18 protein-coding genes and 1 riboswitch are annotated in these 21,353 nt (G+C 70.7%); of the genes, 10 read left to right on the forward strand and 8 right to left on the reverse strand.

The genetic code is table 11. The features are described 5' to 3' along the window. Positions 1 to 145 precede the first annotated feature (145 nt). Both glnD and mutS read right to left on the reverse strand, forming a co-directional pair. Positions 146 to 2,818: a [protein-PII] uridylyltransferase gene (gene glnD, locus ABN401_RS01715; protein WP_349683084.1), complete on the reverse strand. Its 2,673-nt coding sequence runs from the start codon at positions 2,816 to 2,818 to the stop codon at positions 146 to 148. Positions 2,819 to 2,854: 36 nt separating this feature from the next. Continuing rightward, positions 2,855 to 5,536: a DNA mismatch repair protein MutS gene (gene mutS / locus ABN401_RS01720; RefSeq protein WP_349683085.1), complete on the reverse strand. Its 2,682-nt coding sequence runs from the start codon at positions 5,534 to 5,536 to the stop codon at positions 2,855 to 2,857. A 114-nt stretch (positions 5,537 to 5,650) separates the two neighbouring features. After that, positions 5,651 to 5,803, forward strand: a riboswitch (cobalamin riboswitch). Positions 5,804 to 5,992: 189 nt separating this feature from the next. Between mutS and ABN401_RS01725 the strand changes: the two genes are divergently transcribed. Further along, the gene (locus tag ABN401_RS01725) at positions 5,993 to 7,834 is read left to right on the forward strand and encodes a TonB-dependent receptor plug domain-containing protein (protein ID WP_349683086.1); all 1,842 of its coding nucleotides are present in this window, start codon (positions 5,993 to 5,995) and stop codon (positions 7,832 to 7,834) included. A gap of 164 nt (positions 7,835 to 7,998) precedes the next feature. Here ABN401_RS01725 and ABN401_RS01730 read toward each other — a convergent pair whose 3' ends face one another. Then, positions 7,999 to 8,895, reverse strand: coding sequence for an aldo/keto reductase (locus tag ABN401_RS01730; protein ID WP_349683087.1), 897 nt, complete (start codon positions 8,893 to 8,895; stop codon positions 7,999 to 8,001). Between the two features lie 318 nt (positions 8,896 to 9,213). Between ABN401_RS01730 and ABN401_RS01735 the strand changes: the two genes are divergently transcribed. Continuing rightward, positions 9,214 to 9,591: a glycine zipper domain-containing protein gene (locus ABN401_RS01735; RefSeq protein WP_349683088.1), complete on the forward strand. Its 378-nt coding sequence runs from the start codon at positions 9,214 to 9,216 to the stop codon at positions 9,589 to 9,591. Next, the gene (locus tag ABN401_RS01740; RefSeq protein WP_349683089.1) at positions 9,591 to 9,989 is read left to right on the forward strand and encodes a hypothetical protein; all 399 of its coding nucleotides are present in this window, start codon (positions 9,591 to 9,593) and stop codon (positions 9,987 to 9,989) included. Before ABN401_RS01735 ends, ABN401_RS01740 begins: the two co-directional genes overlap by 1 nt. A 57-nt stretch (positions 9,990 to 10,046) precedes the next feature. On the opposite strand, the gene ABN401_RS01745 is transcribed toward ABN401_RS01740, so the two are convergent. The 3 genes from ABN401_RS01745 to ABN401_RS01755 are packed head-to-tail and all read right to left on the reverse strand — an operon-like array spanning position 10,047 to position 12,268. Further along, positions 10,047 to 10,904, reverse strand: coding sequence for a metallophosphoesterase family protein (locus ABN401_RS01745; RefSeq protein ID WP_349683090.1), 858 nt, complete (start codon positions 10,902 to 10,904; stop codon positions 10,047 to 10,049). Then, positions 10,904 to 11,869 (reverse strand): diacylglycerol/lipid kinase family protein, encoded by a 966-nt coding sequence (locus ABN401_RS01750; RefSeq protein ID WP_349683091.1) that lies wholly within the window; start codon positions 11,867 to 11,869, stop codon positions 10,904 to 10,906. Before ABN401_RS01750 ends, ABN401_RS01745 begins: the two co-directional genes overlap by 1 nt. Before the next feature lie 45 nt (positions 11,870 to 11,914). After that, positions 11,915 to 12,268 (reverse strand): hypothetical protein, encoded by a 354-nt coding sequence (locus tag ABN401_RS01755; RefSeq protein ID WP_349683092.1) that lies wholly within the window; start codon positions 12,266 to 12,268, stop codon positions 11,915 to 11,917. A 163-nt stretch (positions 12,269 to 12,431) separates the two neighbouring features. Here ABN401_RS01755 and ABN401_RS01760 point away from each other — a divergent pair, with 163 nt between their 5' ends. The 4 genes from ABN401_RS01760 to ABN401_RS01775 all read left to right on the forward strand — a co-directional run bounded on the left by ABN401_RS01760 (position 12,432) and on the right by ABN401_RS01775 (position 16,273). After that, entirely contained in the window at positions 12,432 to 12,782 is a 351-nt protein-coding gene (locus ABN401_RS01760; protein WP_349683093.1) for a YMGG-like glycine zipper-containing protein, read from the forward strand. 90 nt (positions 12,783 to 12,872) lie between these two features. Continuing rightward, the gene (locus tag ABN401_RS01765) at positions 12,873 to 13,322 is read left to right on the forward strand and encodes an OmpA family protein (RefSeq protein ID WP_349683094.1); all 450 of its coding nucleotides are present in this window, start codon (positions 12,873 to 12,875) and stop codon (positions 13,320 to 13,322) included. Positions 13,323 to 13,423: 101 nt separating this feature from the next. Further along, the gene (locus ABN401_RS01770) at positions 13,424 to 15,574 is read left to right on the forward strand and encodes a protein-disulfide reductase DsbD family protein (protein WP_349683095.1); all 2,151 of its coding nucleotides are present in this window, start codon (positions 13,424 to 13,426) and stop codon (positions 15,572 to 15,574) included. 30 nt (positions 15,575 to 15,604) lie between these two features. After that, positions 15,605 to 16,273 (forward strand): thioredoxin family protein, encoded by a 669-nt coding sequence (locus ABN401_RS01775; RefSeq protein ID WP_349683096.1) that lies wholly within the window; start codon positions 15,605 to 15,607, stop codon positions 16,271 to 16,273. 35 nt (positions 16,274 to 16,308) lie between these two features. Here ABN401_RS01775 and ABN401_RS01780 read toward each other — a convergent pair whose 3' ends face one another. Continuing rightward, positions 16,309 to 16,761, reverse strand: coding sequence for a hypothetical protein (locus ABN401_RS01780; RefSeq protein WP_349683097.1), 453 nt, complete (start codon positions 16,759 to 16,761; stop codon positions 16,309 to 16,311). 87 nt (positions 16,762 to 16,848) lie between these two features. Between ABN401_RS01780 and pgi the strand changes: the two genes are divergently transcribed. Next, positions 16,849 to 18,447: a glucose-6-phosphate isomerase gene (pgi, locus tag ABN401_RS01785; RefSeq protein WP_349683098.1), complete on the forward strand. Its 1,599-nt coding sequence runs from the start codon at positions 16,849 to 16,851 to the stop codon at positions 18,445 to 18,447. A gap of 12 nt (positions 18,448 to 18,459) precedes the next feature. On the opposite strand, the gene ABN401_RS01790 is transcribed toward pgi, so the two are convergent. Beyond that, a complete protein-coding gene (locus ABN401_RS01790) occupies positions 18,460 to 19,029 on the reverse strand; it encodes a hypothetical protein (protein ID WP_349683099.1) in 570 nt (189 codons plus the stop codon). 266 nt (positions 19,030 to 19,295) lie between these two features. On the opposite strand from ABN401_RS01790, the gene ABN401_RS01795 reads away from it, so the two are divergent. Together ABN401_RS01795 and groL are read left to right on the forward strand one after the other, a co-directional pair. Next, positions 19,296 to 19,583, forward strand: coding sequence for a co-chaperone GroES (locus ABN401_RS01795; RefSeq protein ID WP_349683100.1), 288 nt, complete (start codon positions 19,296 to 19,298; stop codon positions 19,581 to 19,583). Positions 19,584 to 19,636: 53 nt separating this feature from the next. Beyond that, positions 19,637 to 21,289 (forward strand): chaperonin GroEL, encoded by a 1,653-nt coding sequence (gene groL, locus ABN401_RS01800; RefSeq protein WP_349683101.1) that lies wholly within the window; start codon positions 19,637 to 19,639, stop codon positions 21,287 to 21,289. The last annotated feature ends 64 nt before the right edge of the window (positions 21,290 to 21,353 follow it).

The raw sequence follows: 21,353 nt of genomic DNA on the forward strand, positions 1-21,353 counted from the left end.
TCCGCTCATCCCCGCGAAAGCGGGGACCCAGTGCTTTTGCGGGGCACGAGCAGGCGGGATCAACGTCAGTGCGAACAAGGCGGCGCCGATCGTCCAAAGGTCTGGGTCCCCGCTTTCGCGGGGATGAGCGGAGGTTTTTAGGCCCTTACCGCGCTTCCGGAGCCGAAGGAACGGGTTTCGGGACGCCGATGCCGGAGACGTCGCGGGCGCTGGCGCGGGCGGCGGTGATGGCGCGACCGGACGGGGCGGCGGGGGTTCGGTCCAGCACGGCCTCCAGCGCCCGGTGCACCTCGTCCAGCAGGACGTCGCTGGTCAGCTTTCGGCCCTTGCCGTCGGCGACGTAGAAGCTGTCGACCGCCCGTTCGCCGAAGCCGGCGACATGGGCCGAGCGGATCGACAGGTCGTGGTCGGTCAGGGTGCGCGACAGCTCGGCGAGCAGCCCCGGCCGGTCGGCACCGGACACCTCGATCACCGTGGCGTCGGCGGAGGCGGCGTTGTCGATCATGACCACCGGGCGGACATCGAAGACGGCGCGGCGGCGCGAGGCGGCCGGCATGGGCGGGGGGGCGACGGGGGTCTCGCCCCGGGCGGCGGCTTCCAGGGCGCGGATCAGGGAGGTCAGGCGGCGCGGCTCGGCGTGGCCATAGGGCTGGTCGGCGCCGTCCTGGACCTGGAACACGTCCAGCACCGTGCCGTCCGGGGCCGTGGCGACGCGGGCCCCGGTGACGTCGGCCCCGGCGGCGGCGAGCACGGCGGCGAGGTCAGCGAACAGGCCCGGCCGGTCGCGGGCGGCCAGCGCGATCTCGGTGGTCTGTTCGATGCGACCGACGGCCCCACTGCGGGCCTCGGCGGCGGCGCCCTCGGCATGGGCGCGGGCCACCAGGTCGGCGTGTTCGGCGAGCGGATCGGCGGTCTTGAGATCCTCGCCCCGGAACAGGGCCTCGACCGCGCCGTAGAGGCTGCGCATCAGCTGGCCCTTCCAGCTGTTCCAGACGCCGGGTCCGACGGCGCGGATGTCGGCCACGGTCAGCACCAGCAGCATCCGCAGACGCTCCGGGTCGCCGACCAGTTCAGCGAAGGCGCGGACGGTGGCGGGATCGGAGACGTCGCGCTTCTGGGCATAGTCCGACAGGGCCAGGTGGTGGCGCACCAACCAGACGACGATCTCGATCCGGCGGGGCTCCAGCCCCAGCCGCTCGCAGGCGCGCCGGGCGGCGATGGCGCCGTCCTCCAGCTGGCCCCGGTCGCCGCCCTTGCCCACGTCGTGCAGCAGCATGGCCAGCATCAGGGCCTCGGGGTCGGCGATCAGATGGATGACCTCCGAGGCCAGCGGGTGGTCGGCCGTCAGCTTGCCCCGGCCGATGTCGTTGATGATGCCGATGGCCTGGAGCGTGTGCTCGTCGACCGTATAGGCGTGGTACATGTTGAACTGGGTCTGGCCGACGATCCGGCCCCATTCCGGCAGGAACCGGCCCAGCAGACCCGCCTCGTTCATCAGGGTGAGGACGCGATAGGGCCGCTGGCCGTGGGCCAGGATGTGCAGCAGGGCCGCGGTGGCGCGCGGATCGCGCCGTAGCCGGGGCGTCACCAGCGACAGGGACCGGGTCACGGCCGAAAAGGCGTGGGGGTGGACGTCCAGATCGTGCTGGTCGGCGCAGACGAACAGGGTCAGCAGCTTGACGGGATCCTCGACGAAGACCTCCGGTCCCGTGACCGAAAGCCGCCCGCCGTCCTCGACCAGGCCTTCGACCCCGAGGTTGCGTTTGCGGCCGGGGATCAGGCGCGACAGGCTGAGGGTCTTCTTCTGCTGTCGGGCCTCCAGCGTCGCGCTCATGGCCCGGGTCAGGGCCCCGACGTCGCGGGCGACGATGAAGTAGCGGCGCATGAACCGCTCCACCGCCGGCTCGTCGCCCCGGCCGCGCCAGCCCATGCGGCGGGCCACCTCGGGCTGGAGGTCGAACGTCAGCTTCTCTTCGGCGCGACCGGCGGCCAGATGCAGATGGCACCGCACCCGCCACAGGAAGTCGAAGGCTTCTTCGAAGGCTCGACGTTCGCGGGCGGTCAGGAGCTCGTCCAGCACCCGGGCGCCCAGCGGGCTGTCGGGGGCCAGGGACCGGGCGATCCAGAACAGGGTGTTCAGGTCGCGAAGCCCCCCCTTGCCGTCCTTGATGTTGGGCTCGACCCGGTAGCGGACGGCCCCGGTGCGGGCATGGCGGGTGTCGCGCTCCTCCATCTTGGCGGCGATGAAGGCGCGAGGGTCGGCGCCGGCGACCAGGGCGTGGAAGCGGGTCAGGAAGTCCAGGGTCAGGCCCGCGTCGCCCGCGATCGGTCGGGCTTCCAGCAGGGCCGTGCGGATGGTCATGTCGGAGCGGGCGAGGCCGAGCGCCTCCTCGACCGACCGGGCCGAGGAGCCGACCTTCAGCCCCAGGTCCCACAGGACGTAGAGCATGAACTCCGCCACCGTCTCGGTCCGGGCCGTGGTCTTCCACGGGCGCAGGAAGACGATGTCCAGATCAGAGAAGGGTGCCAGGACGCCGCGCCCGTAGCCGCCGACCGCGATCAGGGCCAGCTTCTCGGCCTCGGTCGGATTGGGGGCGGGATAGAGGGTCTGGGTGGTGAAGCGCCACAAAGCGGTGAGCATCTCGTCGGCGGCGGCGGCGTAGAGGCGGGCGACCTCGACGCCGGGGAGGCCGTTGGCCAGTTTCGCGGCGACCTTCTCGCGCGCGGCGTCGTGGTGGGATCTCAGCGTCTCGGCCACCGAGGCGCGCAGGCCGGCCGAGCCGACGAGGGCGTCGAGGTGGGTGTCGAGGGTCGGCACCTAATCCTCCCCCGTTCGCTTCGCTCCGGGGGAGGATCATTTTGCCAGCCCCTTCAGCCGATACAGCGCCTCCAGCGCCTCGCGCGGAGACATCGCGTCGGGGTCCAGGGCGGCGATGGCCTCGTCGACGGCGGACGCCATCGGGGGCGGAGGGGGCTCCATGACGGCGAACAGGGGCAGGTCGTCGAGGCGGCCCTGCGCGGCCTTCTCTGACTCCAGCCGGTCCAGCACGGCGCGGGCGCGGGCGACGACGGCGGGGGGCACGCCCGCCAGTTTCGCCACCTGAACACCGTAGGACCGGTCGGCGGCCCCCGGCGCGGCCTCGTGCAGGAAGACGAGCTCGCCGTTCCACTCGCGCGCCTTCATCGACAGGTTGCAGACGTGGTCCAGCCGCTCCTCCAGCCGCGCCAGTTCGTGATAGTGGGTGGCGAACAGGGTGCGAGACCGGTTCATGTCGTGCAGCGCCTCGGCGCAGGCCCAGGCGATGGCCAGGCCGTCATAGGTGGCGGTGCCGCGCCCGATCTCGTCCAGCACGACGAAGCTGCGGTCGGTGGCCTGGGTCAGGATGGCGGCGGTCTCGACCATCTCCATCATGAAGGTGGAGCGGCCCCGCGCCAGATCGTCGCCCGCCCCGACCCGGCTGAACAGCCGATCGACGACGCCTAGCCGCATGGCCCGCGCCGGAACGAAGCACCCGGCCTGGGCCAGCACGACCAGCAAGGCGTTCTGGCGCAGGAAGGTCGACTTGCCCGCCATGTTCGGGCCGGTGACGATGCTGAGCCGCGCGCACCCCTGGCCCTCGCCGTCCAGGCGGCAGTCGTTGGGGGTGAAGGGATCGCCCGCCTTCTTGACCGCCGCCTCGACCACTGGATGGCGACCGGCCTCGACGGTGAAACAGCGGCTGTCGTCGACGACGGGGCGGACCGCGCCGACTTCTTCTGCCCATTCGGCGAGGGCGGCGGTGGCGTCCAGTTCGGCCATGGCCTCGGCGAGCGCCTGGAGCGGGCGGGCCAGCGCCTGAACATGGGCGCGCCAGGTCTCGAAGGTCTCGGTCTCCATGGCCAGGGCGCGGTGACCGGCCTGGCTGATCTTCGCATCCAGTTCCGACAGTTCGACGGTGGTGAACCGCACCTGGGCCGCCAGGGTCTGGCGGTGGATGAAGGGGCTCTCGGGGCCGGCGCGGAACAGGGGCTCGGCGTGTTTGGCGGTGGTCTCGAGGAAATAGCCGAGCACGGCGTTGTGCTTGATCTTGAAGGGCACGCCGCTCTCGGCCACGGCCCGGGCCTCCAGGTCAGCGACGACGCGACGGCTGTCGTCGCGCAGCGCGCGGGCCGCGTCGAGCTCGGGCCGGAAGCCGGGGTTCACGAAGCCGCCGTCGCGGGCGAGGTGGGGCGGCTCGGGCGACAGACCCTCGGCGAGGTCCAACATCAGCCGCGACAGATCGGGCGACAGGGTCAGGCGGTCCAGGCACGCCGTGATGCGTTCCGGCGGGCCCGTCAGGGGGTCGGGCGAGACAGTGAACAGCCCCGCCAGAGACTCGGCGATGGTCAGCCCCGAGCGGATGGCGGCGAGGTCGCGGGGGCCGCCCCGGCCGAGCGCCAGGCGGGACACGGCGCGGGCCACGTCGGCGGAGGCGCGCAGGCCGTCGCGCAGGTCGCGACGCGGGCCTCGCCGCTCCATCAGCCATTCGACGGCGTCCAGCCCGGCGTTGATCGCGGCCGGATCGCGCAGCGGCCGGGCGATGCGTTCGGCGAGCGCGCGGGCCCCGCCCGAGGTGACGGTGCGGTCGATGCAGGCGAGCAGCGATCCCTCTCGTTCCCCCCTCTGGGTGCGGTCGATCTCCAGGCTGAGGCGGGTGGCCGGGTCGATGGCCAGATAGCCGGTCTGGCCCGAGCGGCGGGGCGGCGACAGGGCCGGGACCTTGCCCGCCTGGGTCGTCTCCAGATAGGCGGCGATGAGGCCGAGCGCGGAGACCTCCGCCTCCTCGAAGGCCCCGAACCCGTCCAGTGACTGAACGCCGTACAGGCGCGTGACCCGCGCCGAGGCGGCGGCGGGTTCGGCGACGGCCGACGCCAGGGCCTGGACCACGCCGCCGGAACCGTCCAGCGCCTCCTTGACCTCGGGGTCCGAGAACAGCTTGTCGGTGACCAGAACCTCGGACGGACGGAAGGCCGACAGGGTGGCGGCCAGGTCGACCAGGTGGCAGGCCACACAGTCCACCCCCCCGGCCGACAGCTCGACCACAGCCACGGCGGCGCGGCCCCGGCGGAGGGCGACGGCGGCCAGCCGGTTGGCCCCGCGCGCATCCAGCAGCGAATCCTCAGTCAGGGTGCCCGGCGTGACGACGCGGACGATGTCGCGGCGCACCACAGCCTTGGAGCCGCGCTTCCTGGCCTCGGACGGGTCCTCCATCTGTTCGCAGATGGCGACCTTGAAGCCCTGGCGGATCAGCCGGGCGATATAGCCCTCGGCCGCATGGACCGGCATCCCGGCCATGGGGATGTCCTCGCCCAGGTGCTTGCCGCGTTTGGTCAGGGTCAGGCCGATGGCGGCGGCCACAACCTCGGCGTCCTGGAAGAACAGCTCGTAGAAATCGCCCATGCGGAAGAACAGGATGGCGTCCGGCTGGGAGGCCTTGGCCGTCAGGAACTGCGCCATGACGGGGGTGACGCCCTCAAGCGGATCGGTCTTCGGCGGATGCTGCAGGGGCGCGTTCATGGGGTCGCGACAGGGTGACGGAATGCGCACCGGGGCTCAAGGCAATCCTCCCCCGCTGCGCGGGTGAGGATTTACTCAGGCCTTCGCACCTGCGACATTCCGCCCAGGCGGTTAAGGGAACGCGGTCGAACACCGCGGCTGTGCCCGCAACTGTAGGCGGCGAGGCCGTCGTCCGATCCGGGGCTCATCCCCCGGCGTCACTGGGTCCGTTTCGACGGCTCCGGGAAGGCGAGGACGGCAGCTGTTGACCCGCAAGCCAGGAGACCTGGCCGCCGACGTCGCTCGCCCCCTGTCCGGGACCAGACAGAGGCGTGGGACCAACCCCTTCTGCACAGGCAGGAGGACGTTCCGTCGAAGCGACCCGATCTCGGAGCCGTCGTCACCCCGGTGGCGGCGGATTGGTCGCTGTCATGACGCCCGGCGCGCGCCGAAGCCGGGTCGACGGAGTCACATGCCATGAAACGTCTGTTGTTCTGCACGAGCGCGCTGGCCGCGCTCGCCGCCCCAGCGTGGGCCGAGGAAGCCGAGGTCCTGATCGCCGATCCCCTGCCCGAGGTGGTGGTGACCGCGACCCGCATCCCGGCCATCGCCCAGCGCACCCCCGGCGCCCGCGTCATCGACGCCCGCGCCATCGAACAGCGGGGCGCCCTCTTCGCCGCCGACATCCTGGCAGACGTGCCGGGTCTGTCGGTGGTGCGGTCGGGGGCCTTCGGCGGACCGACCCAGGTCCGCATCCGGGGTGCCAATCCGGGCAAGACCCTGGTGCTGGTGGACGGGGTGCCGGTCAACGACGCGGCCGAGATCAACGGAGCCTATGACTTCTCGGGCTTCGAGCTGGGCGACATTCAGCGAATCGAGGTGCTGAGCGGGCCGCAGTCGTCGCTGTGGGGATCGGACGCCATCGGCGGGGTCATCGCCTTCACCACGCGCGAGGTGGACGGCGTCCGCGCCGAGGCCGAGGCCGGCTCGTTCGACACCCTGCGCGGCCGGCTGGCGGCGGGGGTGGCCACCGACACCTATGCGGTCGGGGCCTGGGTTTCGCGCTTCGTCACCGACGGGATCAGCGCGGCCGACGAGGCGGACGGCGCGACCGAGACCGACGGGTTCGACAACACCACGATCGGGGCGCGGGGGCGCTATGCCCTGTCGGCCACCGCGCGCATCGACGGGTCGGTGAGATGGTCGAGGAGCGAGGCGGACATCGACGGATTTCCCGCCCCGGCCTTCGCCCTGGCCGACACGCCGGACCGGACCGAGGGCGAGCAGTGGTCCGGCTTCGCCCGACTGTCGGCCGAAGCCCTGGGACTGTCGCACCAGCTGAGCCTGTCGGCCTCCGACCTGGTTCGCGACACGATCGCGGACTTTCCGTTCAGCTTCGAGGCCAATCGCCAGGTCTGGCGCTGGCAGGCGGACGGGGCGGCGGGCGAACGGCTGACCTATGCCTTCGGCGCCGAACGCGAGGACACCGAGGGCAGTGTCTCGACCGGCGCGGTCGAGGACCTGGGCACCACCTCGCTGTTCGGCGTGGCCTCGGTCGAGGCGACCGACCGTCTGAGCCTGACCGGGGCGCTTCGCTGGGACGACACCGACGACTTCGGCTCCGAGACGACGGGCCGGCTGTCGGCGGCGCTGGACCTGGACGGCGGTTTCATCCTGTCGGGGGCCTGGGGCACGGGCTTCAAGGCACCCTCGATCAGCCAGGCGGTCTGCGACTTCTGTTTCTCGGCCGCGCCCTTTCCTGCCCTGACGCCCGAACGCGCTGACAGCGTGGAGGTGGCCCTGGGGTGGACCGCGCCGGACGGGCGGCTGGACGGGCGGATCACCGTCTATCGGCTGAACGTGGAGGACCAGATCAGCTATGTCTTCGATCCCGTCACCTTCGACGCCGTCTATGTGAACATCGCCGAGACGCGGACGGACGGGATCGAGGTCGAGGGCCGGGCGGCGCTGGGGGGCGGCTTCGATCTGACGGTCGCCTATGCCTGGACCAATGCGCGCGACGAGACGACCGATGCGCGGCTGCTCAGGGTGCCCGAGCACGCGGGATCGGCGACGCTGGGCTGGTCAGGCGAGCGGCTGTCGGGCGCGCTGACGGTGCGGGCCGAGGGCGATCAGGACGATGCGGGCGGGGTGCGCGACGGCTTCGTCACGGCGAACCTCAACGCCTCATATGCCCTGACCGATCAAGTGTCGCTGACGGCGCGGATCGAGAACCTGGCCGACGCGCGGTATCAGCAGGTGTTCGGATACGGCGAGCCGGGGCGGTCGGCCTACGTCGGCGTCAGGCTGCGCTACTGAAATCCTCCCCCGCTGGGGGCTTGCGGTCGGCTCGTATACGAGCCGATCCTCAAGGATGCGCGGCGAAGCGAAGCAGACGGAGGGGGCTCGCAACGAACGACGCCGTTCGCGGCCGGCCCCCTCCACCGCTTCGCGGTCCTCCTCCTCCCTACGGGGGAGGGTCATCAGGCTGCGTGACTGATCGTCTGGGGGGAGCCGGCCGTGAGCGCGGCCGGTTCCTCCAGCGCCAGGGTGGCCCAGTCGAGATCGGGGCTCGGCGCATGGGCGGCGGCCAGCACCGCGCGCATCTCGGCGGCCGAGGCCACCGAGGCGATCACGGCGGCCACGGGCGGCAGGCCAAGGCAAAAGGCCAGCGCCGCCTGCATCGGGTCGATGCGCGCCTCGGCCAGACGCCGGCGGGTGCGCGACAGGGCGACGCCGTGGCCCTGAAGATGGGCCGGCAGGGTCTCTCGGGTGGCGAACAGCAGGCCGCGCGCGAACACCGAAGAGACATGGACGTCGACGCCCAGGCCCGCGAGGTCGGACAGCACACCCTCGCTGACGGCGCGCTGGTCCAGGATGTTGCAGGGGATCTGGACCACGTCGGGCTGGAAGCGGCGCGCCAGAAGCGTCGGTCCGTCCTCCATCGTGGTCAGAAAGCCGATGCGGCGATACAGGCCCCGGTCCTTCAGCGCCTGCATCCGGTCCCACAGGGCGCGGCCCTCGGCGCCCGCGAGATCGCCGGCGCCGGAGGCCAGCAGGACATCGCCGCGCGGCAGGCCCATCCGCTCCAGCGAGCGACGGGCGCGCGCCTCGACACGGTCCAGACCCTCGGACAGGGCGACGGCGCGGACGCTGACGGAAAAGGGCGAGGGGAAGGGCCAGGCCTGGCCCAGCAGCCGCTCCTGATCGCCCTGGGGTCGGCAGGCCACCAGGCGCACGCCTGCGTCGGCGGCGGTCTGGAGCAGGGACCGCATGGCGTCCTCGCGGGCACCCGAGGGCACAGGAAGGGCGCGCTCGGGCTCCGTCACGACGGCGAGCGCCAGCTTGGCGACGGGCGAGGGTTCGGCGGCGAATGTCACCCGGCCACCCTGACCGGCAAAGTTTAAGGGAGACCTAGGGAGATGCTGCCGAAACCTTACCGGCGGAACGGGGGTCGAGGAGGTCGGAGATAGGTTCGAGGGTCGAGGGTCGAGGGTCGAAGAGCAAGGGGTGAGATTACCGCGGCTAGCTTCGAGTCGGCCACCTGATCCCCGTACCCGGTCCGTAGCCCCGCTCCCCTTGACCCTCGACCCTCGACCCTTCCGTCCCGCATCGCAGCGGAACCGTCGCCGGGGTGTGGCGTTCAGCGGACTAGGCCTCTATCTACGGTCAAGCTGACATTCAACGGAGCGCGCACCATGGCGACCACCAAGGCTCGGGAAGACATCAAGAACGACCTGAACACCCTCAAGGAGGATCTGAAGGTCGGCGCGCGCGAGGAAGCCGCGCGACTGAAGACCAAGGCGGCCCAGGCCGAGGCCCGGTTGCGCGCCAAGGCGGCCGAAGCCGACGCCCGCATCCGCGAGCGCGCCGATGTCGTGCGCGAGCAGGCCCGCGACTATTACGACCAGGCCCGCGTCCGCAGCCGCGAATACTATGACGACGCCTCCGAGCGGTTCGACGAGGCCCAGCGCTATGTCACCGAGCGGGTGCAGGAGCGTCCGATCCAGTCGACCGCGATCGCGCTCGGCGTCGGCGTGGTGCTCGGCCTCCTGCTGGCTGGCCGCCGTCGCTGATGATCGGCAAGAGCGTCGTCAAGAAGCTCTCGGCGGCCCTGGTGGTCGCCGGCTGCGCCTTCGTCGCCGTCGTCGCTCTGGGCGCGACGGTCTATTACGCCCTGGCGCTGGTCCTTCCGCCGCTGGGCGCGGCCGCCATCACGGCGGGGCTGTTCGCCCTGATCGCGGTGATCGTGGCCGTGGCCTTCCTGGGAGCCGCCGGGGCCCTGGAAGAGGAAGAGGATGAGGAGCCAGAGGGTCTGGGCGCGCGCGCTTTCACCCTGTTCCGGCAGCGTCCGATCCTGGGATCGGTCGCGGCTCTGGCCGGAGGCTATATCTTCCTGCGCAATCCGGCCCTGGCCACCATGGTCGCCGCGGCCTTCACCGAGAAGTCGCACGGACGCCGCTACCGTCGCTGATAGCGATCAGCCGCCGAAATCCAACGCCGCGCTCCGAAAGGGCGCGGCGTTTTCGTTTCAGACCGCCGCCGCCTCGCGGACCCCGGCGTGGGTCGGGTCCGGCGCGGTCTCGGCGTGGCGGGTGTCCTGCCGGCGCGGCAGGCGCCACACCTCGGACGGGGCGAAGGCCGAGCCGTCCCAGGCGATCACGGTCACCACGATCTCGCCGGCCGACCATTCGATCTGGTTGAAGCTGGGCGGCGCGCCCCGTTCGCGATGCGACAGGGTCCCGCAGCCGATCGCATAGGAACGGCGGTCGGACAGATCGATCGGCAGGGCGAAGGGCACATGGACGTGGCCCGTGGTGATGAGATCGACCCCCGCTTCGGCGAAGATCAGGGCCGCCTCGTCGCCGCGCTTGACCTCGCCGGTCATGGGGGCACCGATCATCTCGATCAGGGGATGGTGACAGGCGAGGATCCGCAGGGCCCCGACGGGCGCCTGGCGCAGGGCCTCGGCGGCGCGGCGGGTCTGGTCCAGGTCGATGACGCCCTTCGACCAGTTGGGCCGGGCCTGCCAGCCGCGCGCGGTGACGACGCCGCGCACCATGACGCTGTCGGAGACGAACTCTCCGTCATGGGCCGGATAGCCGGTCGCGGTCTCGAACGCCCGCCAAGGGTGAAACAGCCGCGCCGAGAGGCTGTAATAGGGGACATCGTGGTTGCCGACGATGACGAAGCGCGGTTCCGGCATGGCGCGGATCCAGTCGGCGGCGGCGGCGAACTCGTCCGGCAGACCCTTCTGCGTGATGTCGCCGGTGATGAGGATCAGGTCCGACGGTGTCGCATGAGCATAGTCGAGCGCCGCCGCGCAGGCCCGCCTGTGCTCGACCCCGAAATGGACGTCGGAGAACTGAAGCAGCCGCCCCACCGGCATCAGACGCTGTCTTCCGCGGCCGGCGGCATGGGGGCCAGGGCGCGGAAGGCCTTGGGGAGAAAGCGGACGGTGGTGTCGGCGGGCAGAAGGGTCGGTTCGCCGTCCAGTACCGCCGGGATGCGGGAGCGGGCGCGAATCCGAATGCGGCGCGCCGCCTGGGTCACGACCGACGGGTCCTGACGCCAGTCGCTGAACAGGGCGCTCGCCGCCAGACGGAAGGCCTGGGCCGCGTCGTCGGGGTCCATGGCGGCGGCCTCCAGCCCGACCGGCTCGTCCAGGGCGCGCGAGATCATCGGGCTGATCAGGACCAGGGCCTCGCTGCGGCGGACCTTGCCGCCGTCCAGTTCGACGCGGATCTTGCCGGAGAAGGCACGCTTCAGCGCGCGGCGGCCGTAGGTCCAGGCCAGGCTGAGCTTGCCGGTGCGCATGGCCTCGCGGGCCGGGGCCCACAGGGCGGGCGAGCCGAAGATGCCGGCGCAGTAGAAGGCCTCGCCCTCGACGACGCCGCCGGACACGGTCTGGGCAGCGCCGTTCTCGAGCGCGTCGCGCAGGGCGGCTTTCCAGTCGGTGGTGCCGTAGAGCGACTTGGGCAGCATGTTCATGGTGCCGCCCGGCAGGGGCGCGATCAGGGGACCGTCGTGGCCGGCGCGCGAGGCCACCGCCCGGGCGGTGCCGTCCCCGGCCAGCACGAACAGGACGTCGGGCGCCTCGGCCAGGGCCGCAGCGATCTGATCGTTCAGGGTCGATCCGACCAGTTCGACGACTTCGGACCGGCAGTCGTATTCCGCCAGGATGTCCCTGACCTCGCCATAGGCGCGCGGGCCGACCGAACCGGACAGCGGATTGACCAGCACGGTGACCCGCGACAGGGCGACATGGGGCGTCAGGACGCGCGGCTCGACGGCGGCGACCTCGTCCGGGGCGTCGCGGGTGTCATCGGGCGCGGGCATCAGGGCATCGGTCATCCCCGCCGAACGCGCCGATCCGGGGCCCGTTCCGGCCAAGCGTGACTATTGCGCCTGAAGCGTCTCTGCGGTCGTAGCGGCACCCGCTTCAAGGGCGTCGCCGGTCCGCTCGGCGGCTTCACCCGCGGTGTCGGCCGCGGCCTCGGCGGCCTCGGGCGCCTGGCCGGCGGCTTCACGCACGGTGGACACGCCAGCGGTGATCCAGCCGTCCATCAGGGCCCCGCCCTCGGCCAGCGACTGCTCCTTGATGCCCAGCGCCGCCGTCAGCACGCCGAACAAGGCCAGCAAGGTCACGATCAGGCCGACGAAACCGCCGCCCCCGCCGCCCCGGCGCTTGGTGCGCGCCCAGACGGGACTGGCGCTGTCTTCGGCCATACGGACCGGTTCAGGAAAACGCATCGAACAAAACCCCCTGCGAACTGATGTCTCGTCGAACCTCGCCCCTCGCGAAGCCGACGTCTCAGTCTATGTCATCGTTAAGAGCGAGCATAGGCGGGGAACCTGCGCCATAATCCAGCGTTCTCGCTCACGGGGCGAACATCAGGGATGAAGGACTAGACCCATGAAGAAGGCGATTATCGCGATCGGGGCCGCCGGCCTTATGGCCACGGCCTGTGCCAGCGATCCTTACGGCAACAACGGCGGCAGCAATGAAACGCTCCGCCAGGGCGCCATCGGCGCGGGCATCGGCGCGGTCGCCGGGGCCATCATCGGCAACAACGTCGGCTCGGGCAATGCCGGAACCGGCGCCGCCATCGGCGCCGCCATCGGCGGCACCGCCGGCGCGATCCGTGGCTCTCGCCAGGATCGCGACAACCAGCAGCGCTACCGCGACAACCGTGGCAACTACTACTACTGCTACGACAACCGTCAGGACGAGTGCTATTGGGAAAACGGTCAGCGTCGCTACTAGGACGCTGAAGAGTAAGAGTTTTCAGGGCGGCGCGTCGGAAGGCGGGCCGCCCTTTCTCGTGACAGGCTTTCGCAGCACAGGGAGACGGCGATGACGACGGGACACAGGGTGGTGGCGGCGGGGCTGCTGGCGGTGGGGCTGGCGGGCTGTTCGTCGATGGGGATGGACCGCGACGATCTGGTCGCCACGCCGGACGCGTGCGGCCCCAAGCGGTTCGACGTCTATTTCGCCGAGAACGAGGCCGGGCTGACGGACGCCGCGCGCACCGCGATCGCCTCGACGACGACCCAGCTGCAGGGATGCGAGATCCGGTCGGTGCGGGTGCTGGGGCTGGCCGACGCCACGGGCGCGGCAGCGGCCAACCAGACGCTGTCGGAGCGGCGCGCCCTGGCGGTGGTCGAGGCGCTGGCGGCCCAGGGCTGGCCCGCCCCGGCGTTCGAGGTCGGGGCGGCGGGCGACGCCGGCGCGATCACGCCGGGTGGGGTGGAAGAGCCCCTGCGTCGCCGGGCCGAAGTGCTGGTCACCGCCACGCCGAGGTAACGTCCGGCCCCGAACCGACGAAGGCGCGGCGACGGGCCGCCATGGCGTCGGGCCCTGCCTGTCGATAGACAGAGGCTTTGACGCCGGGAGACCCCAATCCGTTGCGCCTGATCGTCTTCATTCTGCTGGCCTGGTCGCTGACGGTCGGGGCGGTCGTCGCCCAGCCGGCGGTCAGCCCCGCGCCGACCGCCGCCGCGGCGGGACCGCAGCGGACGGTGCGGATCGAGGCCGAGTTGGTCGCCATGAGCGCCTGGGCCGCGCCGGGATCGACGGCGATCGTGGCCATCCGCCAGCAGATCGAGCCGGGCTGGCACACCTATTGGCGCAATCCGGGCGATTCCGGCGGGCCGACGACGCTGGACTGGACCTTGCCGGGCGGCGTGGTGTCGGGTGACATCCTGTGGCCGGTGCCGGAACGCCAGCGGCTCGCCGACCTGATGAACTATGGCTATTCGGACCGGGTCTTCCTGCCGGTGCCGATCGAGATTCCGGCGGACGCCCGGCCGGGGACGACCCTGCCGCTGTCGGTCGGTGCGCTGTTCCTGGTGTGCAGCGACGAGATGTGCGTGCCGGACGAACTGACGCTGAGGCTGGACCTGCCGGTGCGGGCGGGGGCGGCGCCGCTGGACCCGCGCTGGGGGGCCGAGATCCAGGCCGTGGTCGAGAGCGCGCCGCGTCCGGCGGGGATCGAGGCCCGGGCGACCCTGACCGGCCAGACCCTGACCCTGACCGCGACCGGGGGGCCGTTGTCGGGGATGGAGAGCGAGCGGGCCTGGTTCTTTCCGTTCGATACCGGCGTGATCCAGCATGCGGCCACGCAGCCGGGTGAGCGCGGGCCGGACGGGCTGACGCTGAACCTGCAGAGCGGCGGGGCCCTGAGGACCGGAGGCCTGACCGGGCCGATCGGCGGGGTGCTGGTCACCGATACGGGAGCCTGGGAGATCACGGCCGAGCCTGGGCCACCGCTGGCGGGAGCGGGCGGTGGCGGTGCGCTGGACCTGTCCGAGGGCGCGGCGGGCGGTCCCGCGACCGACTGGGCCGTGTTTCTCCAGGCGGCGGCCTTCGCCTTGATCGGGGGGCTTATCCTGAACCTGATGCCCTGCGTGTTCCCGGTGCTGGCCATGAAGGCGGCGTCGCTTGCGAAAGCGGCCCATGAGCCGTCCGAGGCCCGGCGCGACGGGATCGCCTTCACCGGCGGGGTGCTGGTCACCTTCCTGGTCCTGGCGGGCGTTCTGCTGGGGCTGCGGGCAGCGGGCGAGGCCGTGGGCTGGGGCTTTCAGCTGCAGTCCGCCCCCGTCACGGCGGGGCTGGCCTTGCTGATGCTGGCCGTGGCGCTGAACCTGTCGGGCGTGTTCCACATCGGCGCGGGCCTGCAGTCCGCCGCAGGGTCTGGCCCGCTGTCGAGGCTGCCCGGCGGCGTGGGGGCCTTCTTTACCGGGGTGCTGGCGGTTGTGGTGGCCGCGCCCTGCACCGCCCCTTTCATGGCCTTCGCGCTTGGGGCCGCCCTGGTCATGCCCGCGCCTTTGGCTCTGATCGTCTTTCTGATGCTGGGACTGGGTCTGGCCCTGCCCTATCTGGCGGTCAGCCTGTCGCCGGGGTTGCTGGCGCGTCTGCCCCGGCCCGGCGCATGGATGGACCGGCTGAAAGGGGTTCTGGCGTTTCCGATGTATGGCGCGGCCCTGTGGCTGGGCTGGGTCTTTCTTAACCAGACGGGGGCCGACGCGCTGGGCCTGCTGTTCGGGGCCGCCCTGGCCCTGGCGCTGGCGGCGTGGTTGTGGGGTCAGGCGCAGGTCTCGGGGGGGCGGATCGCGGCGGGCGTGGCGCTTGTGTCGGTGCTGGCCGTCGCGGGTCTGTCGGTCGCGGCCGTGCGGGCGCCGCGCGTCGAGGCCGGAACGAGCGCCGGGACAACCGCCCTCGCCTCCCAGCCCTGGTCGCCCGAGGCCGTGGCGGCGGCGAATGCAGAGGGGCGGACGGTGCTGGTGAACTTCACCGCCGACTGGTGCGTGACCTGCAAGATCAACGAGCGAGCGGCGCTGTCGTCGCCGCGCGTGGCCGAGGCCCTGACGGCGGCGAACGCCGTCTATCTGGTGGGGGACTGGACAAGGCGCGACGACGCCATCGCCGCCGAACTGGAGCGGCGCGGCCGGTCGGGCGTGCCGCTTTATCTGGTGCACCGGCCGGGCCAGACCGAACCACAGATCCTGCCACAGCTTCTGACCGAGGGCGTCGTGCTCGACGCGCTGGGCGAATAATCCTCAACCCCTGACGACGGAGACGACCCCATGAGACCCTCGTTCCGCATCCTGATCCCGGCCCTGGCCGCGATGACCCTCGCCGCCTGCCAGCAGGCCGAGGCTCCGGCCGCCGAGACCGCCGCGACGCCCGCCGCCACGACGGCGACGGAGGCCCAGACGGGCCTGGCCCCCGCCTTTACCCTGGTCGACGCCGAAGGGACCCAGCGGTCGCTGGCTGACTTCCGCGGCAAGACCGTCGTGATCGAATGGACCAACGAGGGCTGCCCCTATGTGCAGAAACACTATTCCGCCGGAGCCATGCAGGCGCTCCAGCGTGAGGCCACGGCCGACGGCGTGGTCTGGCTGACCATCGTGTCCTCGGCCCCGGGCAAGCAGGGTTACATCGAGGGCGACGCGGCCCGCGCCTATCGCGACGCCCATTCGGCGGCCTTCACCCATCTGTTGCTCGATCCGACCGGCGAGGTCGGCAAACTCTATGGGGCGGTGACGACGCCCGACATGCGGGTGATCGACCCCGAGGGCCGCATCATCTTCGAAGGCGGCATCGACGACCGGCCGACCAACAAGGTCGAGGACCTGGAAGGGGCGAACAACTTCGTCCGCGCGGCGCTGGAAGACCTGGAGGCCGGGCGGCCGGTGAGGACGGCGTTCGCCACGCCCTACGGGTGTTCGATCAAATATCCCGAAGAGGCGTAAAGACAGGCCCCTTCTCCCCTTGCGGAAGAACGGCGTTAGGCCTCAGGCTGCGGGGGTGCCGTGACGACCTCGACGTTGTCGTTCAGCAGGTAGGTGAGTTCGGACAGGGCAGTGGCGCGGGCGGCCGGGCTGTCGGCCGTCTCGACGGCGTCGAGCTTGACCGGAATGTCCTCGGCGATGCCGCGCAGGATGCATTTCAGGTCGCCATCGGTGCCCCGCTCGGCCAGGATCAGGTGGCCCTGCATGTCGAGGTCGGCGAGGGCCATGGCGCGGATGCGGAATTCGGTCCAGCCGGCTGGGACGGTGTCGGGGGTGAAACCTGCCGCCAGGGCCTTCAGCGCCGAAGCCCGGCTCACGATGTCGGCGAACAGGGGCTCTGACGCCACCGACACCGGCGCGCCGGGCACCGCGACGGGCTGGGCGGCGGCGAGGGCGACCGAGGGATCGGCCAGCAGGAGGGCGGCGGCGAGGGCGATTCCGCAGGACATGGGGGCTCCTATTCGCGAATCGGCGATTGAACCGGTCTACGCCCCACCCGTAAACGAGACCTTGCTCCGCTTCGAAGAGACCGACCGATGACCGACGCCGCCTGGACCGCCTTCGACGCCGCCGCCGCCCGCGACCGGGAGGCCCGCATCGCCGATCAGTTCGCGGCGGACCCGGATCGGCTGTCGCGCATGACGGTTGAGGCGGCGGGACTGTATCTGGACCTGTCCAAGCAGAGCTGGACCCGGGCGGGCTTCGAGGCCTGTCTGGAGCTGGCGCGGGCCACGGGGGTCGAGTCGGCGCGGGCGCGGCTGTTCGGCGGCGAGGCGGTCAACGATACCGAGGGCCGGGCGGTGCTGCATCCGGCGCTCAGGGCAGCCGAGGGCGCCGACTACCGGGCGCTGGGCGAGCCTGTCTCGGTGGAGGTGGACACCGTGCGGCGGGCCATGGCGGACTATGCGCAGGCGGTGCGGACGGGCCGCGAGACGGGAGCGACGGGCAAGGCGTTCACCGCCATCGTCCATATCGGGATCGGCGGGTCGGACCTGGGCCCCCGGCTGGTATGGGACGCGCTGAAGCCTCTGGAACCCGCCATCGATCTGCGGTTCGTGGCCAATATCGACCCACGCGACATGGCCGAGGCCCTGACCGGGCTGGACCCCGAGACGACCCTGGTGATCGTCGTGTCCAAGACCTTCACGACCCAGGAGACCCTGTCCAATGCCGAGGCGGCCAAGGCGTGGCTGGCGGAGAGCCTGCACGAGGCGGGGCGCGACAGCCATTTCATCGGGGTGACGGCAGCCCCGGAGCGGGCGGCAGCGTTCGGCTGTGGGCGGACTTTTGCCTTTCGGGACTGGGTCGGGGGGCGATATTCCCTGTGGTCGGCGGTATCCTTGAGCTGCGTCATCGCCCTGGGGCCTGAGGCGTTCGACGGCCTGCTGGCCGGGGCGCGGGCGATGGACGACCACTTCGTCTCGGCTCCGCTGGAGACGAACGCGCCGGTCATGATGGCCCTGGCCCAGGTGTGGAACGTCGACGGCCTGGGGCGGTCGGCGCGGACGGTCGCGCCCTATGCCCACGGCCTGCGGCGCCTGCCCGCCTTCCTGCAGCAACTGGAGATGGAGTCGAACGGAAAGCGGGTTCATCGCGACGGCCGGCCCGTGGAGCGACAGACCAGTCCGGTGGTGTTCGGCGAGCCGGGGACGAACGGCCAGCACGCCTTCTTTCAGCAGATCCATCAGGGGCCGGAGGTTGTGCCCGCCGAATTCGTGGTCGTTCGCCGCACACAGGGCGACGCAGCCGAGGCCCCGCTGTGGGCCAATGCGCTGGCACAAGGACAGGCCCTGATGCAGGGAAAGACGACCGAGGCGGCGCGCGTCGAACTGTCAGGGGTGGATGCCGCCGAAGCCGACCGGCTGGCGGCGCACAAGACCTTTCCGGGAAACCGGCCTTCGACCACGATCGTGATGGACCGGGTGACGCCCGAGGCTGTTGGCGCGCTGCTGGCCCTCTATGAGCACAAGACCTTCGTCGAGGGTGTGATCTGGGACATCAACAGTTTCGACCAGTGGGGGGTGGAACTGGGCAAGGTGCTGGCCAAGGCGATCCTGAGCGACGTTCAGGCGGGCACGCCGTCGGCCGGGCTGGACCCGTCGACGGCGGCGTTGCTGGACCGCCTCATGCGCTGAGGCCCGGCCGGATCAGTAGTTGCGCCAGCGCCGGTCGTCGCGCCGATCGTCACGACGGTCACGGCGATCATCGCGGCGGTCGCGACGGTCGTCGCGCAGGATCGCCCGTTCGCGGCGGTCATAGCCGTCACGGGCATTGATGCCGTTCTCGCGCTCCCAGTGGCCGCGGTTTCGCCAGCAGCGACCGTCGCGGCGGTAGTCGCAGTCCGAGCGATAGCCCTGATAGCCTCCGTAGCTGCTGTAGCTCGGGCCGTAGCTGTAGCCGTAGGACGAGCCGCCGTAGCCGTAACCGCCGTAGCGGCGACGATCGTCGTCGGACGCCGCGGCCCCCAGGGCGGCACCTGCGAGAGCCCCACCCGCGACATAGCGGCCGTCGCCCTCGCCGATGATCGCACCGGCCAGGCCGCCGACGACGGCACCGATGATCGCGTTTTCGGCCGCGTCGTCGTCGTCGCGGTCGTGCCGGTCGTAGCCACGCCGGTCATAGTAGGCCTGCGCCTCGGCCGGGGCGGCGACGGCCGCGAGACCGGACGACAGGACAAGGGCGGCGGCCCCGGCGACGAACAGGCGATTGATCTTCATGGCGGCCCCTCCAGGCTTTCCCGACCGCCACCCTGACCGGTGTCCGGGCGAACGGCGACTGACGAAATCCAGTCTGTGACGACCAAGCTGAACGACCGGGTCAGGAATCCGTTCATCTGCCGTTCATCGGGCTGGCGCGGCCTTGACGCTGTCGGGGGGCAGCCCTATTTGAGCCGCGCGTTAGCACTCGGGGGTGGCGGCTGCCAAGAAGCGCGCTCCCTGGTGCTGACGGAACCGTTTCAGAAAGCTCATCGGAGAACTCACAGATGGCGTTTCGTCCTCTCGGCGATCGCGTGCTGGTCAAGCGCGTGGAAGAAGAATCCAAGACCAAGGGCGGGATCATCATCCCCGACACCGCCAAGGAAAAGCCCCAGGAAGGCGAAGTGATCTCGGTCGGACCGGGACTGCGCGACGAGACCGGCAAGGTCAACGCCCTGGAGCTGAAGGCCGGCGACCGCATCCTGTTCGGCAAGTGGTCGGGCACCGAGGTCAAGCTGGAAGGCGACGACCTGATCATCATGAAGGAATCCGACGTCCTGGGCGTGCTGTCCTAAGCACCCGCGTCGCCGACCTTCTTCAACGAAATCAATAGACAGGAGCTGCCTCAATGGCTGCCAAGATCGTACAGTTCAACACCGACGCGCGCGACAAGATGCTGCGCGGCGTCAACGTCCTCGCCAACGCCGTCAAGGTGACCCTGGGCCCCAAGGGCCGCAACGTCGTGATCCAGAAGTCCTTCGGCGCCCCGCGCTCGACCAAGGACGGCGTGTCCGTGGCGAAGGAAATCGAACTCGAGGACGCCTTCGAGAACATGGGCGCCCAGATGATCCGCGAGGTCGCGTCCAAGACGAACGACAAGGCGGGTGACGGCACCACCACCGCGACCGTCCTGGCGCAATCCATCGTCCAGGAAGGCCTGAAGGCCGTGGCCGCCGGCATGAATCCGATGGATCTGAAGCGCGGCATCGACAAGGCGGTCACCGCCGTCCTGGCCGAGATCAAGGCCACGAGCCGTAAGGTGTCAGCCAACTCCGAGATCGCCCAGGTCGGCACCATCTCCGCCAACGGTGACACCGAAGTCGGCGAGATGATCGCCAAAGCAATGGACAAGGTCGGCAACGAGGGAGTCATAACAGTCGAAGAGGCGAAGACTGCGGAGACCGAGCTCGATGTTGTCGAGGGGATGCAATTCGATCGCGGTTACTTGAGCCCCTACTTCATCACCAACGCCGACAAGATGGAGGCCCAGCTCGAGGAGCCTCTGATCCTGCTGTTCGAGAAGAAGCTGTCGTCGCTGCAGGCCATGCTGCCGATCCTGGAAGCCGTGGTCCAGTCGGGTCGCCCGCTCTTGATCATCGCCGAGGACATCGAGGGCGAGGCCCTGGCCACCCTGGTGGTCAACAAGCTGCGGGGCGGCCTTCGCGTCGCCGCCGTCAAGGCCCCGGGCTTCGGCGATCGCAGGAAGGCCATGCTGGAGGACATCGCCGTCCTGACCGGCGGCCAGGTCATCTCCGAGGACCTGGGCATCAAGCTGGAGAACGTCACCCTCGACATGCTCGGCAAGGCCAAGAAGGTCACCATCACCAAGGACGACACCACCATCGTGGACGGCGTCGGTGAGAAGGACGCCATCGAGGCCCGCATCGGCCAGATCAAGAAGCAGATCGAGGACACCACCTCGGACTACGACAAGGAGAAACTGCAGGAACGTCTGGCCAAGCTGGCCGGCGGCGTCGCGGTCATCCGCGTCGGCGGCTCGACCGAGGTCGAGGTCAAGGAGAAGAAGGACCGCGTCGACGACGCCCTGAACGCCACCCGCGCGGCCGTTGAGGAAGGCATCGTCCCCGGCGGCGGCATCGCCCTCTTGAAGGCGACCAAGGCGCTGGAAGGCCTGACCGGCGACAACCCCGACCAGACCGCCGGCATCGCCATCATCCGTCGCGCCATCCAGGCCCCGATCCGCCAGATCGTCGAGAACGCCGGCGTCGAAGGCTCGATCGTGGTCGGCAAGGTGCTGGAGAACCCCTCGGCCACCTACGGCTTCAACGCCCAGACCGAAGAGTATGTCGACATGATCCAGGCCGGCGTCATCGACCCCGCCAAGGTCGTTCGCACGGCTCTGCAGGACGCGGCCTCGGTCGCCGGTATCCTGATCACCACCGAAGCGGCCGTGGCCGATGCGCCGAAGAAGGGCTCGGGCGGCGGCGCCGGCGGCGGCATGGGCGGCGGCATGGGCGGCATGGGCGACATGGACTTCTAATCACTTCGAGGCGAGCAGAGCTCGCCTCGGGAAGTCAGCCTACAGCGAGGGCGGGTCCGGAGAC

Source organism: Brevundimonas aurifodinae (genome assembly GCF_040195595.1).
GTDB classification, from domain to species: Bacteria; Pseudomonadota; Alphaproteobacteria; order Caulobacterales; family Caulobacteraceae; genus Brevundimonas; species Brevundimonas aurifodinae.